This is a genomic window from Candidatus Hydrogenedentota bacterium, assembly GCA_012730045.1.
GTDB lineage: Bacteria > Hydrogenedentota > Hydrogenedentia > Hydrogenedentales > CAITNO01 > JAAYBR01.
In genome coordinates this window covers 1-16,347 of the sequence record JAAYBR010000086.1, presented here as the reverse complement: position 1 = coordinate 16,347, position 16,347 = coordinate 1, and the positions used below count along the sequence as shown (strand labels likewise).

Sequence of the window (16,347 nt, the reverse complement as noted above, 5' to 3'; positions counted from 1 at the left end):
GCAATGGCAAAGCAGACCAGGCGTCAGTTCATTGGGACTTCCGTGGGCGGGGCGGTGTTCGCGGCGGGGCTCGCCCGCGCGCAGGAGGCCCCGGCAGCGATGGCGATTGCGCGCTGGAAGGGCGAGCCGGTCATGGACGAGCCGACCGACGTGATGGCCCCCAAACTGGCCCGCGCCGCCCTGGACGCCGTCGGCGGCATGGGGAGGTTCGTCAAGAAGGGCGACGTGGTCTGGATCAAGCCGAACATGGCGTGGGAGCAGCCGCCCGAGCTGGCGGCAAACACGAACCCGCACCTGGTGGCGGCGCTGGTGAAGATGTGCCTGGAAGCCGGGGCGAAGACGGTGAAGGTGGGCGACAACACCTGCCACGACGCCAAGAAGTCCTACGTCGCGAGCGGCATCGAGGCGGCCGCGAAGGACGCGGGCGCCGAGGTGGTGTACGTGGACCGCGACCGGTTCCGCTCCATGAAGATCGGCGGGGAGATCCTGAAGGAAATCCCCGTCTGGCCGGGGATGGTTGAGAGCGACCTGCTGATCAGTGTGCCCGTGGCCAAGCACCACGGGCTGTCCACGGTCACCCTGGCCATGAAGAACTACATGGGCGTCGTTGAAAGCCGCGAGAAGTTCCACCAGAACATCCCCGGATGCCTCGCGGACCTGACGGCCTTCCTCAAGCCGCGCATCAGCGTGCTGGACGGCATCCGCATCCTCACGGCGAACGGCCCCACGGGCGGCGACCCCAAGGACGTGAAGCGGTGCAACGTGGTGGCCGCCAGCACGGACATCATCGCCCTGGACGCCTTCGGCGCCGAGCTGCTCGGCTACAAGCCCGCCGACATCAGCTCCATCGCGGCGGGGGTGAAACTGGGACTGGGCGAGATGGACTACCGGAAGCTGCCCGCCCGGGAAATTGAAGTCTCGTGAAGGCGAAGAGCCCCCGGTCCCCCATGCGCGCGCTCCGGCGGGTGAGTCAGGGCGTGTTTCTGGCGCTCTTCACCTGGCTGGTCCTGGAGACGGGGTTCAGCGAGTCCCCGCCGCAACTCCTGGAGCTGTTCTTTGACCTGGACCCCCTGATCTCCCTGTCCACCTGGCTGAGCGCGCGGTCGCTGGCCGCCGGGTCCCTGCTGGCCCTGCTCACGCTTGCCGCCACCGCCCTGCTCGGGCGCGTGTTCTGCGGCTGGATATGCCCGCTCGGCACGGTGCACCACATCGCCTCCCGTCTCCGCCCCAAGAAACGCGGCCGGGCCGACGCGGAGGGCTTCTCGCGCTGGCAACGCGCCAAGTATTTCCTCCTGGCCGCACTGCTGGTCATGTCCCTCTTCGGGGGGCACTGGGTGGGCGTGTTCGATCCCCTTTCGATCATGTGCCGCAGCCTGACCACCCTCGCCTTCCCCGCCGCGCAGTACCTGGTCGCCGACGGGGCGAACGCCGTCTACGACGCCGACCCGCGTCTCGGGCCCCTGCGCCTCACCCTGCTCACCGAGCCCGCCTACCGCTTCGCGCGCGACGACGTGTTCCGCGTCAACCGGCAGACCTTTGCGGGCGGCCTGCCCGTGCTGGCCTTCTTCGTCCTGATCGTGGCGCTCAATTTCGTGCGGCCGCGCTTCTGGTGCCGGTATGTCTGCCCCCTCGGCGGGCTGCTCGGCCTCTTCTCGCGGCGCCCCGCGCTGCGGCTCAAAAACGACAAGGATGCCTGCCGCAACTGCGGGCGCTGCGCGAAAACCTGCCCCGCCGCCGCCCAGCCCCATGAGCCGGGGAAGTGGCTCCCCTCCGAGTGCTTTGTGTGCTGGAACTGCGCGGCGGAGTGCCGCTCCGACGCCGTGGCCTTCGCCCTCGAGTCCCCCCTCACCCCGCCGGCCGCGGGGCGGGTGGACCTCTCGCGCCGCGCCACCATGGCGGCGGGGGTGGGCGGCGTGGCGGCCCTCGCCGGGTTCCGCATCGCCCCGGAGACCCGGGGCGAGCAGCCCTTCCCGTCCACCCTGCTGCGCCCGCCCGGAGCCCGCGCCGAACGCGAATTCCTCCAGCGCTGCATCCAGTGCGGGGCGTGCATGCGGGTGTGCCCGACCAACGCCCTGCATCCCTCGGCGCTCGAGGCGGGACTGGAGGGGCTCTGGACGCCCCGCATGGTGGCCAAGATCGGGTACTGCCGCCAGGAATGCACCCTCTGCGGGCAGGTGTGCCCCACCGGCGCCATTGAGCACCTGCCCCTGGAGGAAAAGAAAAAAGTCAAGGTCGGCCTGGCCGCCTTCGACGTGTCCCGCTGCCTGCCCTACGCCTACGGCCGCGAGTGCATCGTGTGCGAAGAGCACTGCCCCCTCTCCCCCAAGGCCATCTACGTCGTCCCCGTCGAGGTCACCCTCCGCGACGGCTCCAAGCGCGTCATCAAGCAACCCCGCGTGGACGCCGACCTCTGCACCGGCTGCGGCATCTGCGAATGGTCCTGCCTCTTCCAGGACCAGGCCGCCATCCGGATCTACAGCGCCAACGAGTCCCGCAACGCGAAGAACCAGCCCATTCTGCCCGGTCCCGGGATTCCCCCGGCCGCCCCGCCCGCAGAGGCCGCCCCCCCGCCGGCCGGCCCCTACGGCGGCGGCGAGACCACCGGCGCCGGAAACGCGTCCCCGTACTGAAGACAGGGTCCCTGCGCAATCCGAGAGCCCCTTCCGCGCGCAAAGCGCGCCTTGGAGTGCGACAGCTTGCTGCCGCCTTCCAGACCGGGGCACATGATGAACCCCAGCGGAAGCGCCCCCCTGGGAACGCCGATCTCCCGATCGGCATCTTCCCTCTCCCCCTAATCTGCGAACATCTGCGCAATCTGCGGACTACCCAACCCGGCCTTCCTGTTTGATGACAGCCAGGAGGTCGGGGCTGGCTCCGGCATCGGCTTTGGCCAACGGGAGGCGGGGGAACCGGCGCTCGCTCGGTGGGTTTATGGGGCGGTGCCCTCCACGATGGCGATTTCCTCCGGCGTCAGGCCGTAGAGGGAGGCTACGGCGGCGTCGATTTGGGTTTCTAGGGCGTCGATGTCGGCGACTGGATTGACGCGTTTGAGGCTGAGGATATGATCGACGAGATCGATGATCGGTTGTTGCTGATCGGCGGAAACATCGGGGATAGGGAGCTTCTTCCAGTCGTCGGGGTAAAGGTCTGTATTGCTGCGCCTGTTGCAGCGAAGGAAATCGCGGGCGCTGGCGGAGTTCATCACGCCAAGCAGGTATTTCACTGGGAAACGACGGCTGGTGGCCTCCAGTTCCTCGCGTTTCGGGAGGTCGGGGCGAAGCGGCTTCTCGCCACGATAGCGAGCGGCTTTTTTTAGTGAGTTATTTCGGACGCCGCGCAGCAAGTGCCAGGGCACCGCGATAATCGAAGTGTGATTCGTGTAGAGCTGCCTTGTATCATAGCAGGAGCGCAGATCGCTTCCGGCAACCCTCATAATGAGAATCTTCTCCGGCACTTCGTAGAGTTCCTCGAAAGTGATTCGCCTGAAGTGGCTCGGCGCGCGCCTTGTCCCCCACTCAAGCCAGCGGTTGCTAAGAGGCAGCCACTTAGCTAGAAGTTTTCCCTCCACCCAAGGCTTCGGATGTCTGTCATCGTTGAAATCTTGCGTTACATCCTGGGTGACGAACTCCCCTTTGTGCAGCTTTTCATCGCTGCTAGCCGCGAGACCGTAGCTGAGGTAGCAAATTTCACAGATAGGCAACGTTGGGCTGGTAAAGCCGTCATGCTCGTCATCGTGCGGGAAAAACGCGCGATAGCTCGACTTCGCCTGTTCATCGCTGGAAAGCTTAACGACTTCACCGAATACATCCCGATGCAAGCGTCTCTCAGGCTTCCAGTTTGCGCTGTCGGCTTTTTGGAAGCAGGTGATGACGTTGTGAACGGCCGCGTCGAAAATTTTGACTTCACCGCAGAAGTCGAGGCGAAGGATGCGGGCGTTTTGCAGGAACCAATTCTGAGCCTTCTGTGCATATTTGGAATGGCAAAAGGCATCTGAGACGATCATGGTGCTAACACCGCCCGGGCGGAGTAGGTTGTAGGAGCGTTCAAGGAACGGGACAAAAAGGTCCCATTTTTCCCAAAGAGTCTCGTATTGTTTGCTGGCAAGGATAGCGGCTCGCTGAGCTATGTTTGCCTCGCTTTGCTCGTCTGCGCGGACATAGGGTGGGTTCCCGATGGTGACGTCGAACCCGTCGGCTACTGAAATGCCGAACATCCAGTGCGGCTCGAAGAAGCCTGCGGAGGTTTGCGGATCGAAGGGGTCCCACCCGGCGACGAGTTTGGACTTCGACGGAGACATGGCAGTGTCGGCGAGGAGCGTGGCGAGGTCTTGACGGAGGGCTTTGATCTGGCGCTGGAGGGTAAGCTTCTGGTCGCGTCGCTGGATTGAGAAGTGACTGTGGTAGAGGGATTCGATCTCCGCTTCGATTTCGTAAACACGGGAATCGACCAGTTCCATCTGATCCAACTCCGGCAGTCCGATAAGGCTATTCGCAGCGACGAACTTGGTCTCCAGGTTGGGCAGGGGGCGGATGCCGTGGTTTTCCTTCTTGTTCCGGTTGGTCCGCTGGTCGCAGACGAGGGAGATGAAGAAGCGGAGTTTGGTGATCTGGATGGCGACGGGCTGGATGTCCACGCCGTAGAGGCAGTTTTCGATGAGGTAGAGCTTGCGTCCGTAGTCGTCGTTGTTGTCGGCGAAGGCGCGCTCCAGCTCCTCGCGCATGGGGGCGGAGTCGAGCTTGGCCAATTGGGTCCGCTTCCAAAGGTCGTTCTCGGGGTCGAGCTTGCCCAGGATATAGACGAGCTTGTGGAGGACGCCCATGGGGAAGGCGCCGGAGCCGCAGGCGGGGTCGAGGACTTTCAGCGAATCAATGGCGGCGATGAGGCAGGCGACTTCGGCGTCGGAGAAGGCGTGCTCCCTCTCGGTGTAGGCGAAGAGAATGTCCAGTCCGGCGCGGGCGTCGGGCTCCTTCATGGTGGCCTGTTCCACGAGGGCGCGGGTGAGGTGGGCCTTGAGGGACTCGTCCACCATGTAGTCCACGATGGGGCGCGGGGTGTAGAAGGAGCCGGTCTGCTTGCGGGCGGTGGTCTTGGTCTCCTCGTTGTAGGAGGCGAGGAGGTTTTCAAAGACCTTGCCGAGCAGCTCGGGGTCGAGGGCGATTTCCTGGTCTATGGGGGTGTTTTCAACGATGGTGAACTTGTAGCGGTTCAGGAGGGTGATGAGGCCGGTGACCTTTTCGGATTTCCGTTTCTTGTCGCCATAGACTTCAGAGAGGTCGGCGGTTTCCCCGCTGTCGAAGAAGAGGCGGTCGGGGACATGCGGGCGCTTCCTGGCGATGCGGGAGAAGCCGTCGAGGTAAAGCTTTCGGTCGGTGCCGTCTTCGGTGCGGTCTAGGCACTCGAAGAGGCCGCCGTTGAGGAAGGGGATGTCCTCGAACAGGGCGAGCGCCTCCTCCTCGGAAACGGCGAAGAGGCTCTCGTAGCGGTAGAGGGTGTTGACGTCATAGGTGGCGCGGTTCTTCTGAAACCCCTCGTCCCGGGCGAAGAACCGGTACGGTTTGCCGGTGCTGTCCCTGCCCATGCGCTGGTTGAGCGTGGCGAAGAAGAGGTTCTGGAGGATGGCGAGGTAGTACGTGGAGCTGGTCTCGCTCTCGGGATCGAAGTCTTTGAGGATTCCTGCGAGGTCTGCGGGGTGGAAGAGCTTTTCCGGGATGAGGTCCTTTTCCTTGATGAACCAGCAAAAGATGAGGCGGGTGAGGAGGCGGATGAGGCCGGTGGCGCGGCGTTTCTCCTCATTGGGCTCCAGGTCGTCGGGGAACTTGACCTGCGGGAGCGCCCAGAAGTACCAGTTGGCCAGCTCGCGGTAGAAGCGCTCGTTGAGCAGCTCGACGTTGAATATCTGCTCCCACGCGGCGTGGAGGGTGTCGAAGTCGGTGATGGGCTTCTTCTGCGGGTGGACCAGATTGGGCAGCGCGAGGGAGGCGAGGATGTCGAGGTGGCCGCGGTGGGGCTGGGCGAAGCTGATGTCGCGGATGAGGGTGGCCTTTTCCAGGACGTCCCTGCTGTCGTCGAGCTTGTTCCGGCGGCGGTTGATGACGGCGATGGTGAGGCGGTCGCCGTGCCTGAAGAGCACCATGACGGGCATGGGGAAGAGGCGGTTGATCTGGCGGGCGACGGCGGAGAACTTGCCGCGGGCGTAGTCCCGGCCCTTGAGCCCGATGGCGACGAAGACGTACGACTTGAGCAGGCCGCGCTGGACGGAGTCGTCGGTGAAAAGGCTGTATTCGCGGCTGAGCTCCTGGTCCGTGAGCTGGAAGAGGAGGTCGGCGGATGTCCACTCGGGGACGAGGGCCTTGGCCTGGTCGAAGGGGCGGCCGGCGGCGAAGTGACCGAGGAAGTCCTGCGGCGTGGAGCCCGCGCCGGCGAGGAACCGGTCGCTCTCGTACCCCAGCTTCGCAAAGAGCTGGCGGGCGGCATCCTTGAGCGGGAGGGTCTGGAACTGGGCGAGGGCCGCTGTCACGGGGGCGCCACCGCTCATGCAATGTCCTCCTTGATGACCAGCCAGGTGATGAGTTCGAGGTCCGTGTCCTCTTGAACCTGCTCGCGGGCGTTCGGCAGGACGAAGCCGCGGCCGGACTGAAGGCCGGAGGCGGCGCGTTTGCGGAAGGTGGCGGCGATGGAGGCGACGGCCTTTTGCAGGAGCGCGCTGTAGTGCGCCATGTCCCGGCCGTTGTCGGTCTCGCGGTCAAAGAGGTCGCAGAGACCGCGCCAGGGCTCGCCGACGCCGAGGCAGAGGGAGCGGTAGATTTCGAGAATCTGCTTGGGGCTCGTGAAGGTGTAGCGGACCTCGCCGTCGTCGCGGATGTAGACGAGGAAGTAGGGGTGGAGGGGGTTGACGGCCTCGTTGCCCCGGCCCTCGCCGGTGTGGCGGAGGCAGAAGATGACGCCGGGGCGGACCTGGGGATATTCGGAGTCCGGGAGCGCGAGGGCGTAGAGGCCCAAGGGGGCCTTTTCGAGGCGCTCGCGGTTGGCGGCGATGTAGTTGGCAAGCTCCATGCGGAAGTCGTTGAGGTTGAACTCGCTGAGGGCGACGGACTCGTTGAAGTCCTCGAGGTCGAGGATTTCGTCCTTGAGCCGGAGGAGCTGGCGGTCGCGGTAGCGGAGGTCGGCCTGGATCAGCTCGCGGAGGTCGTCGGCCTGGAGGATGTTGTCCTCGGCGGTGGCGGAGAGGTCCACGAGGGCCATGCGGGCCTCGACGCGGTTCTTGAGGTTGATGTACTTGTTGAGGTCGGGGGTGGGCCAGAAATTGACGAGCTGGATTTCCTTGTTCAGGCTGCCGATTCGGTCAATGCGCCCGAATCGCTGGATGATGCGGACGGGGTTCCAGTGGATGTCGTAGTTGACGAGGAGGTCGCAGTCCTGGAGGTTCTGGCCCTCGCTGATGCAGTCGGTGGCGATGAGGAGGTCAATCTCCTCGTTCTGCGGGAAGGCGGGCATCTTGTCGCGCTGCTTGGCCCGGGGCGCGAAGTTGACGAGGATATCCGTGTAATTGGGGCGGCCCAGGGTGGTGCGGTTGGGCCGGGTGCCGCCGGACACGAGGGCGATGTGGATGCCCAGCTCCTCCCTGGCCCATGTCTCGAGGTTCTCGTAGAGGTAGGCCGCCGTGTCGGCAAAGGCGCAGAACACAATCACCTTGCGGTTGGCCTCGCCGCGGCTGTTGACCGTCGGGTGCTTGACCTTTTCCTCGATAATGCCGCGCAGGTCGCGCAACTTGGCGTCGCGGTCGGCGGTGACGGCCTGGGCGTGGCTGGAGAGCATGGAGAGCTGCTGCTTGTCCTTCGCCAGGTCCTTGAGCCACTGGTCCACATCAAGGTGCTTTATCTGGAACTCTCGGCGGCCAATGACCTCGGAGACGTTCGACAATTCCCACTCATCTCCGGGCATTTCTATTTCGAGCTGCTCGGGGGCGAACATATCCTCCTGGACCGTCAGCGTGACCGCGCGCGAACCCTGTTCCTTGGCCGCCCTCAGGCGTTTTTCCAAGACTTCAATCTTGTCAACGGTGCGCGCCATGGTGACGGCAAAGGAGTGGACGGAGCTTTCGAGACGCTTGAGGAAGTTGACCTTCATCATGCCGATGAGGAAACGCTCGCGGTTGGCCTGGGACAAGTTCTTGTACTTGTCCTCCTGGTAAATCGCCTGGAACTTCTCCCGGACATATCGGGAGGGATTGAACAGGCAGAGCTGGTAGTTTGCAATTTCGTCGTTGAGGCGGTCGTAGGAGAGGAAGCGCCCTTTCAGGTCTATCTCCGAGATGAGGGAAATCGGCTTGAGGCGGCGGGGGAAACTGCCAATCTCCGCCAGCGTGGCCTTGTAGTAGCGCTGGATATGCTTGCGGGAGCGGGCAATGGTCAGCTCGTCGAGGAGGGTGAAAAAACCGGCGGGCAGGCGGTCCATGAGCACCCGGACGTCTTTGTCGCCCTGGCCGCGCGCCCATTCCGTAAAGGTCTTCTGCGCGGTGGAGAGGGTTGCGTTGATACTTGGCACCCCAAAGGACTCCGAGAAGGCGTTGTCATTGTTTTCGGTGGCGATGTAAATCTGGTTGCGCAGGTCTCTTAGGTCGTTGTTGACCGGCGTGGCGGAGAGAAGGAGCACCTTGGTCTTGACCCCCGCCTCAATGATGTCCTTCATGAGGCGCTCGTAGCGGCTCTTTCGGATGACATTCCCGTCCTCGTCCTGGCGGCCCCGCGTGTTGTTGCGAAAATTGTGGGACTCGTCAATGACGACGAGGTCGTAGTTGCCCCAGTTGAGGGTGCCCAGGTCTATGCCGTCGGACTGGCCGCCGTCGCGGGAGAGATCGGTGTGGGCGAGGACGGTGTAGGCGAAGCGGTCGCGCAGGAAGGGGTTCAGGGTGCTGTTGTTCTGGGCGAGGTAGACCGTCCAGTTGTCCTTGAGCTTCTTGGGGCAGAGCACGAGCACGCGGTGGTTGCGCAGCTCGAAATACTTGATGACGCCGAGGGCGGTGTAGGTCTTGCCGAGGCCGACGCTGTCGGCGAGGATGCAGCCGTTGTGGGCGTTGATCTTGTTGATGGCGCCCTTGACGCCGTCCTTCTGGAAGTCGTAGAGGGCGCGCCAGATGTCCGTGTCCACGATGGCGGTCCGGTCGAAGAGCCGGGCGTCGTCGTCCCCCTCCTGCAAAAACCGATCAAACACATGAAAGAGCGTCTTGAAGTACACGAACTCCGGGGAGTGGTCCGTGTACTGCTTCGCGATGGTTTCGAGCACCTTCTGCTTGACGTCCTCGACACGGTCCGCATCCCCCCACAGCTCGTCGAACCAGGCCTTAAGGTCCGCCCGGTCGCGGTCGCCGTCCACCACCAGATTCAGCTCAATGTTCGGGGTGGCGGCCACGCCCAGCCCGCGGAGGGTGAAGTTGGAGCTGCCGAGGAGGGCGTGCTCCCGGTGGCCGTCGTGGATGTGGTAGAGCTTCCCGTGGAGAAGGTTGGACTCGCGTATGGAGCGGATTTCGGCCTTATCCTCGATCCACCGGGCGCACCGGAGGGCGACTTCCTTCTGGTGAAGCTGATTCTCAAGGGACAATCCCCGCCCCTGGATTGTGAAAGCCTTGCTCTCGGAGCGCTCTGGGTCCACAGTGGTGACGTTGCCCGGCTCCCCGAAGAGGAAACGCATGCCGCCAATCCGGTCCAGATGGGCCGACAGCGCCCCATAGGCATAAATGTTGAAATACGCGGAAACAACGGACAGGGCACTGCCTTCGACAATGTGCGCCTTGAGAAACTCCGCCACTTTCCCCCTGCGCTGGTTGTCAATGATCCCCGAATTCGCCGCAACCCTGTTTTCTTCCATGCCTGTCCGCCCTTGACTCTTGGGACCGGTCAGGCCCCCGCGCTTGTGGTGGTCATTTTCGGGCCACCCGCCCCGTTCAGCCATGGTAGCCCGCTAGTACGCCCGGCATCAACTTTTTCGTTTGGCGCGCGGGCGAGCCCGCGCGAAGAAAGGCGGCAGCAAGCTGCCGCACTCCAAGGAGCTTCGCTCTGTGCACCGCCGGGGTTGAGATGGTTGGCCAAAGAGGGCCGGGAACACGGGACGCTGCCCGTGCTCCCCGCGCGCGCGCGCAGCGCGCCTTGGAGTGCGCAAGCTTGCTTGCGCCTTTCAGACCGGGGCCCGCGCAAGATTCGGAAAAACGTCCCGCCCAGTTTCGTCACGGAGCCCCCGCGCGCGGGCAAGCCCGCGCGGAGAAAGGCGGCAGCAAGCTGCCGCACTCCAAGGAGCTTCGCTCTGCGCGCCACTGGGGCCAACGGGGTGTCTCAGGGTTCCGCAGCGCGCTCCGCGCGCACTGCGCCCCGGTCGCGCCTTTCGGCTATACTACGGCCTGTTTTTCACCCGTTTGCGCCGTGAGGTGTTTCCGGCGCCATCCCGAAGGACCCCCATGCCCCGCGACAGCATAGGCGAAGACAGCCTGCGGCGCTTCCATCCGGAGGCGCTGGCGCAGGCGCAGGAGGCCGTCGCCGAGGCCGGCGGGCAGGAGGTTTTTCTGGCGGGCACGCTGGCGGAGGACGGGCGGGTGTCGGCGGTGCGGGTGCTGGCGCGGGGAAACAGCGACACGGTGCCCGCGCTGTTTGAGGGGCTGGACATCCGGGATGTGGTGATCCACAACCACCCGTCGGGCAACCTGTCGCCGAGCGGGCCGGACCTGGCGCTGGCGTCGGCCTACGCCGCCCACGGCCACGGCATGTTCATCGTGGACAATGAGGCGCACTCGGTCTATGTGGTGGTGGAGCCCTTCACGCGGAAGAAGGCGGCGCGGCTGGCGGCGGCGGAGTTGCAGGCCTTTTTCCGGCCGGACGGCCCCATGGCGCGGCATCTGGCCGGCTTTGAGCTGCGGCCCCAGCAGTCGGCCATGATGGAGGCCATCGCGGAGGCCTTCAACGGGGACGGCTTCGCGGTGATCGAGGCGCCCACGGGGGTCGGCAAGACCTTCGCCTACCTGCTGCCCGCGATCCTGTGGACCCTGCGCAACAAGGAGCGCGTGGTGATCTCCACGCGGACCATCAACCTCCAGGAGCAGATCATCCACAAGGACATCCCGCTGATCCGGCGGGCACTCGGGCTGGAGTTCGCCGCGTGCCTCGTCAAGGGCCGCAACAACTACCTCTGCCTGCGGAAACTGGGGAACGCGCTGGCCGAGATGACGCTGTTCGAGGAGGAGTCCGCGAAGGTGCAGCTGGAGGCGGTGGCCGAATGGGCGCGCACGACGGAGGAGGGCAGCCTGTCCGACCTGTCGTTCGTGCCGTCGCGCGACCTGTGGGAGAAAATCCGCAGCGAGGCGGACACCTGCGCCATGGGGCGCTGCCCCAACCAGCAGAAGTGCTTCGTGGGGAAGGCCCGCCGCGCCATGGCGGGCGCGGACGTGCTGGTGGTCAACCACCACATGCTCTTTTCCGACCTGGCGGTGAAGAAGGAGGCGGACGACTTCACGTCCATGGCCGTGCTGCCGGCCTTCCACCGGCTTATTCTGGACGAGGCGCACTCCGTGGAGGACTCGGCCACGGAGTACCTCGGCGTGTCGGCCACGCGCTTGGGCGCGCGGATGCAGCTGAACCGCCTCCACCGCACCGAGGGCGGGCGCGAGCGCGGGCTGTTCCCGCTGGTGCGCTTCAAACTGGCCCGGGAGTGCTTCCAGCTCCCGGCGGAGGACTATGCCCGGCTGCTGGACCTGCTGGAAAAGGATGCCGCGCCGGCCCTGGACGCGGCGCGCGACGCGCTGGAGACGGTCTTCACCACCCTGCGCGACCTGGCGGGGGCACTCAGCGGCCAGATCGGCCGGGAGATCAAGTGGCGGCTCACGGAGGAGGTGCTGGCAAAGCCCGAACTCCGGGAGGCGCACACGGTCTGCACCCTGCCCGCCGTGGAGGCCGTCCGCGCGCTGTCGCGGGTGCTGGAGGCGCTGGTCCGGAGACTGGGCGACATCCCGCGGGGTCCGGACGACGCGGAGCCGCCGCTGGTGTCGGAGGCGCTGGAGCTGAACGCCTGCCGGATGCGGCTGGAGGCGGTGGCGAACACGCTGGCCGAGTGCACCAGCGAGACGCTCCAGGAGAACACGGTGCGCTGGGTGGAGATGGACAGCGACAATGACCGGTACGTGCGCGTCGTGCGCTGCCCCCTGGAGGTGGGGAAACCCCTCGCCGAGTGGGTGTACCCGCAGTTCACCACCCTGGTCATGACCTCGGCCACCCTCACGGTCGAGCGGAAATTCGCCTACTTCTTCCAGCGGCTGGGGCTCAATCTGGTCGCCGGAGAGCGCATCAAGACCCTGGCCCTGGACTCCCCCTTCGACTTCAAGAGCCAGGTCATGGTCTGCGTGCCCACGGACCTTCCCGATCCCGGCGACCGGGCCTTCCTGGAGCAGGGGGTGGAGGCGGTCTGGCAGGTGCTGGAGCACACCCGGGGCCACGCCTTCGTGCTGTACACCTCCTTCGCCGCCATGAACCACGCCTACCGGAAACTGGAGGACCGCCTGCGGGCGGCGGGCATCACGGCCCTCTGCCAGGGCAAGGCCACCCGCACCCAGCTGCTGGAGGAGTTCCGGCGCGACACCTCCAGCGTGCTCTTCGCCACGGACAGTTTCTGGGAGGGCGTGGACGTTGCCGGGGACGCTTTGCAGTGTGTTATACTGCCAAAACTGCCCTTCAGGGTGCCCACGGAGCCTGTTCAGGAGGCCCGTGCCGGGGCGATTGAGGCCGCCGGAGGAAATGCCTTCATGGAGTATTCCGTGCCCCAGGCCGTCATTAAGTTCCGGCAGGGCTTTGGCCGCCTCATCCGGCGGCGGACTGACTGGGGGGCCGTGGTCATTCTGGACCGGCGGGTGAGAACCAAATACTACGGGAGGATTTTCCTGAAGTCCCTCCCCGACCTGACCGTGGACGCCGGACCGTCTGAGACCGTGCTGGCAAAACTCGGCGGCTTCTTTGACGCGCGCCGAAAAACAGGAAAAACCACATGACCAAGCCTCTCGACATCAAAGTAAATGTGGCCCGGGCCAAAGCCGCCGCCGTGGGCGCCGCCCATGGGGTGAGTCCGGCGGAGCTCGCCGAACTGGAGCCCCGCGCCCTGGAGATCCTCTCCATTCTCAGTGGGGAGCGGGCGGCGGCAAAGTACGGCTTCTACGACCTGTACAAGGACGACGCGGCCTTCGCCGGCGTGAAGGAGAAGGCGGCGCATTTCGCCCAATTCGGCTACGAGAACCTGGTGGTGCTGGGCATCGGCGGGTCCGCCCTGGGCCTGACGGCCCTCCAGACGGCCCTCAACCCGCCCTATTACAACCTGCTTTCGCGGGGCAAACGGCGCGGCCCCCGGCTGTTTGTCATGGACAACATTGACCCCGTGACCTTCAAGGCCATGCTGCGCCTGTGCCCGGCGAAGAAGACCCTCTTCAACGTCATCTCGAAGTCCGGCGGCACGGCGGAGACCATCAGCCAGCTCATGATCGTGGTGGACCAGCTGGAGAAGGCGCTCAAGGGCGCGCCGCTGGCCGACCATCTGGTGGTCACCACAAGCCCCCGCCACCCCGACGCCCCGAAGAGCCTGCTGCACCCCGTGGCGGACGCGTACAACCTCGTCTCCTTCCCGATCCCGCTCAACGTGGGCGGGCGCTTCTCCGTCTTCTCCCCCGTGGGCATGTTCCCCGCGGCGATGCTGAACATGGACCTCGACGCGATGCGCGAGGGCTGCGCCGCCATGGACGCGCGGTGCTCCCTGGCCTCCGTGGAGGAGAACCCGGCCTGCCTGCGCGCCGTGTTCCAGTACCTGCTCGACACGCGGAAGGGCAAGACCATGTCGGTCATGATGCCCTATGCGGACGGCCTGCGCGACGTGGCGGACTGGTACCGCCAGCTGTGGGCGGAAAGCCTGGGCAAGCGCTTCGGCCTGAGCGGGGACGAGGTCTTCACCGGGCAGACGCCCATCAAGGCCCTCGGCGCCACGGACCAGCACTCGCAGGTGCAGCTCTACTGCGAGGGGCCGAACAACAAGGTCTTCAACGTCATCGAAGTGGCCAAGTTCGGGACCGCGCTCAAGATCGCGGACACGCTCCCCCAGGTGCCCGGGCTGGACTACCTGCGCGGAAAGAGCATGAACCGCCTGATGGCCGCCGAGCTGCGCGGCACCATGGACGCCCTCAAGGCGGCCGCGCGCCCCGTGATCCAGGTGACGCTGCCCGTGCTCAACGCCCACACCGTGGCGCAGTTCCTCTACATGATGGAGGTGGAGACCGCCGTGGCCGGCAGGCTCTACGGCGTCAACACCTTCGACCAGCCCGGCGTGGAGGAGGGCAAGAAGATCGCCCGCAGGCTCATGGGCGGCGAGGCGTAGGAAATGGACGCCGGGACGCCCGGACACGACGGCGCCTCCGTCGGCGACGTGGCGCGGCTGCGCCGCAACCGGCGCACCTACCGCTACTGTGTGTCCGCGTGCGTCTTCTTCTGCCTGTCCCTTTGGTTCGCCGAGGGCTACCTCCGCTTTGACCGGTCGGAAACCCAGTACCGCATGGCCCTGAGCCACGCCCGGGAGTCCGCCCGGCCCATCCTGCGCAACGCCGTGAAACGGGACGCCCTGGTGAACGACCCGCCAACGGCCCGCTACCTGGAGGCGCTGGCAGACGTCGAGGAGTCCGACCTCGTGCTGCCCGCCTACGAGCAGGCCCTGCGCCTCGACCCCCGCAACGCCTTCCTCCTGGTGAAGTTCGGCTGCGCCCTGCTGGACGCCGGCCGCCCGGTGGACGCCCGGGAGCGCTTCCGCGCCGCCGCCCTGCATCCCCCCCGCAACGCCCTGCCCCGCTATCTGGAGGCCGCCGCCCTGCATGCCTCCCTCGGACCGGAGGATGACCTGGGCGAGGTGATGGCGCTGCTCGTGCGCACCAACAGCGCGGGGGATCCCGTGCTCTTTCCCGAGCCCCTCTGGCACGCCACCCTGCCCGGGCGGGGCGCCTGGCACGCGGACAGGGAGCGGGAGCTGGCCGCGCGGTGCCTCGCGCCCCTGCGGCGCATGACCGGAAACATCCTGTCACGGGCGGAACGGGACATCGCGGGCAATGATTTCAGGGACTGGGACGCCTGGCTGCGCGAAATCGCCGCCACGGGCGCCATGATCGCGGGAAACCCCAAGACGGCGGAAGGCCTTCTCCGCGCGGACCGCGCCCAAGAGGGGCTGCGCATCCAGGCGGAGGCGTTGAAACTGCGCCGCCGCATCGCCGAGGCGCGCGGGGACACCGCCGCCGCCGCGTCGTTGGACGCCCTCGACGCCCTCCTCACCCAGGCGCGGGACGGTCTGGCGGATTTCGAGAACCGGCGCGGCGGGGTGCTGAAGGCGCACGCGGACCGCCTCAAGGCCCCTTTGGCCGCCGTTGGAAAGACGCTCGCCCTGCTGACGGCGCTCTATCTCCTCCTCTGCGCCGCCGGCATCGGTTTCGGCGCGGCCGCGTCGGACGCGAAAAACATCCCCTCGCCCCTCCGCGCTTCCGCCCTGCACGGCGGCGTCGCCGCCGTCTGGTTTGCCGCCCTGATGCTGTTCAGCCGCGGCGCCCCCCTGGAGAGTCCCGCCTGGATGGGGGCGGCTGCGGGGGTCTTCTGGAACGCCGCCGTCATGGCGTCCCTGGCGCTGACCCCCGTTGCGGCGTGGATGCAGTGGCGCAACGCCTCCGGGGACTTCCGGCGCCGCCATGCCGCCGCGGCCGGCGCGCGCCGGTGGCTGGCGGGGACCGGCCTGGCCATCGGGCTTTTCCGGCGCAACATCGGCGCGTTCCTGGGGCTGTGCCTCTGCGCCGTGTGCCTCTGGGCGGTGGCGCACCGCCTCGTGGCGGGACTCTACCCCTACCAGATTCCCCTGCTGACCACAGGGCTGGAGTCGGAGGAGACGGAGTGGGTCAGGCGGATCCTGCTTTCGGTCCTTTCCCCCTGACGCGCTTTCCAGATGCGGAAACGCCCCGTTTCCCGCTTTTCCCGGACGCCGGGGCTTTCTTCCGGCCGAGAGGGGACGGCTGTTTCCGGCGGGGGCAGTCCGGAATGCAGGCAAAACAGGTGCCCACGCATGTGTCCTCCGCCGCATCCTCCGGGCGCTTTTTTTCGTCCAAGTCATCCATAAACGAATCATACGCACCCCCGCCGCGCCCCCGCAAGCCCCCCGCGCCCGCGTGCTAGGGCATTTTGTGGTTGAAATGCCGTATCGAAAGGAAGACGGCGGGGACGGACTTCGAGGTGGCACGGGCTTCCAGCCCGTGTCTTGGGTCATGGCTGCAGCCCAAGACACACGGGCTGGAAGCCCGTGCCACCTCGG

Annotated in this window: 7 protein-coding genes; 5 read left to right on the top strand and 2 right to left on the bottom strand. The window is 66.0% G+C overall.

Annotated elements, in window-relative coordinates:
• Positions 1-3 precede the first annotated feature (3 nt).
• Together GXY15_08800 and GXY15_08795 are read left to right on the top strand one after the other, a co-directional pair.
• Positions 4-924 (top strand): DUF362 domain-containing protein, encoded by a 921-nt coding sequence (locus tag GXY15_08800; GenBank protein NLV41311.1) that lies wholly within the window; start codon positions 4-6, stop codon positions 922-924.
• A complete protein-coding gene (locus GXY15_08795; GenBank protein ID NLV41310.1) occupies positions 921-2,630 on the top strand; it encodes a 4Fe-4S binding protein in 1,710 nt (569 codons plus the stop codon). Before GXY15_08800 ends, GXY15_08795 begins: the two co-directional genes overlap by 4 nt.
• 299 nt (positions 2,631-2,929) lie before the next feature.
• Here the strand turns inward: GXY15_08795 and GXY15_08790 are convergent, their stop codons facing one another.
• Both GXY15_08790 and GXY15_08785 read right to left on the bottom strand, forming a co-directional pair.
• Positions 2,930-6,535 carry a hypothetical protein gene (locus tag GXY15_08790; protein NLV41309.1) on the bottom strand — a complete coding sequence of 1,202 codons (3,606 nt, stop codon included), beginning with the start codon at positions 6,533-6,535 and terminating at the stop codon, positions 2,930-2,932.
• Positions 6,532-9,864, bottom strand: coding sequence for a DEAD/DEAH box helicase family protein (locus GXY15_08785; protein NLV41308.1), 3,333 nt, complete (start codon positions 9,862-9,864; stop codon positions 6,532-6,534). Before GXY15_08785 ends, GXY15_08790 begins: the two co-directional genes overlap by 4 nt.
• A 583-nt stretch (positions 9,865-10,447) precedes the next feature.
• Between GXY15_08785 and GXY15_08780 the strand changes: the two genes are divergently transcribed.
• Genes GXY15_08780 through GXY15_08770 form a run of 3 tightly spaced genes read left to right on the top strand, consistent with a single transcriptional unit; the run spans position 10,448 to position 15,972 of the window.
• Complete coding sequence (locus GXY15_08780; protein NLV41307.1) at positions 10,448-13,021, top strand: DEAD/DEAH box helicase; 2,574 nt, start codon at positions 10,448-10,450, stop codon at positions 13,019-13,021.
• Positions 13,018-14,388 (top strand): glucose-6-phosphate isomerase, encoded by a 1,371-nt coding sequence (locus GXY15_08775; GenBank protein ID NLV41306.1) that lies wholly within the window; start codon positions 13,018-13,020, stop codon positions 14,386-14,388. Before GXY15_08780 ends, GXY15_08775 begins: the two co-directional genes overlap by 4 nt.
• A 3-nt stretch (positions 14,389-14,391) precedes the next feature.
• Positions 14,392-15,972 carry a hypothetical protein gene (locus tag GXY15_08770; protein ID NLV41305.1) on the top strand — a complete coding sequence of 527 codons (1,581 nt, stop codon included), beginning with the start codon at positions 14,392-14,394 and terminating at the stop codon, positions 15,970-15,972.
• The last annotated feature ends 375 nt before the right edge of the window (positions 15,973-16,347 follow it).

Bases quoted from the DNA above. Each gene is read 5' to 3' on its own strand.
- GXY15_08785 (NLV41308.1), bottom strand. From the start codon at position 9,864: ATGGAAGAAAACAGGGTTGCGGCGAATTCGGGGATCATTGACAACCAG.
- GXY15_08770 (NLV41305.1), top strand. From the start codon at position 14,392: ATGGACGCCGGGACGCCCGGACACGACGGCGCCTCCGTCGGCGACGTG.
- GXY15_08780 (NLV41307.1), top strand. From the start codon at position 10,448: ATGCCCCGCGACAGCATAGGCGAAGACAGCCTGCGGCGCTTCCATCCG.
- GXY15_08775 (NLV41306.1), top strand. From the start codon at position 13,018: ATGACCAAGCCTCTCGACATCAAAGTAAATGTGGCCCGGGCCAAAGCC.
- GXY15_08790 (NLV41309.1), bottom strand. From the start codon at position 6,535: ATGAGCGGTGGCGCCCCCGTGACAGCGGCCCTCGCCCAGTTCCAGACC.
- GXY15_08800 (NLV41311.1), top strand. From the start codon at position 4: ATGGCAAAGCAGACCAGGCGTCAGTTCATTGGGACTTCCGTGGGCGGG.